The following is a 640-nucleotide window of genomic DNA, read 5'->3' as shown; positions in this document are numbered from 1 at the left end:
TTCGTCACCAAGGGCGGCGAGATCGAGATGAACGGGCAGCGGGTCGCCGTCCCCGTCTCGACGGACCAGATGAAGACGATCGCGCGGCTGTCGGGCGGGCAGTCCTACACCGCCACGAACCTCAGCGAGCTCAACAAGAGCTACAACGCCATAGAGAACGACATCGGGTATCGCACGGTGCCCGGTCCCGGCAGCGCCGGCTGGCTGCGCCTGGGCGTCGTCGCCGCCCTGATCGCCGCGGCGCTGGCCCTGCTGATCAACCGGCGCCTGCCGACCTGAACGCTCAGGCGGGCAGCCTGCGGTTCAGGAACTCACCGGCCAGGACGGCGCCGGCCAGCAGCACCGCGCCCAGCAGCATCCAGGCGAGGCTGGCGTCGCCCTTCACGGTCTCGTAGCCGATCTGGCGCTGCAGCGTGGAATAGACGCCCTCGAGCGACTCCAGGCTGTCAGCGTGAAACGCCTGGCCGTCGGTGATCTTGGTGATTTCCTGCAGCGTCTGGTCGTCGACGGGCACCGGAATGGTGGCGCCCTCGTACTCGACGGTGCCGTAGGGCGTGCCGAAGGAGATCGTCGAGATGGGCACCTCCTGATCCTTGGCCAGCCGGGCGGCGGTGTAGGCGCCGTCGTGCGGATCGCTGGG

General features: G+C 68.8%; 2 pseudogenes. One reads left to right on the top strand and one right to left on the bottom strand.

The features are described 5' to 3' along the window. Positions 1 to 279: pseudogene (locus tag A5764_RS12455) on the top strand (hypothetical protein); the annotation flags it as partial. A gap of 4 nt (positions 280 to 283) precedes the next feature. Here the strand turns inward: A5764_RS12455 and A5764_RS12450 are convergent. Beyond that, positions 284 to 640: pseudogene (locus tag A5764_RS12450) on the bottom strand (hypothetical protein); the annotation flags it as partial.

Source organism: Mycobacterium sp. 852002-51057_SCH5723018 (assembly GCF_001667035.1).
In the GTDB taxonomy this organism is placed as follows: Bacteria; Actinomycetota; Actinomycetes; order Mycobacteriales; family Mycobacteriaceae; genus Mycobacterium.
The sequence above is the reverse complement of the archived record's forward strand: the minus strand, read 5'-3'. Positions and strand labels throughout refer to the sequence as shown.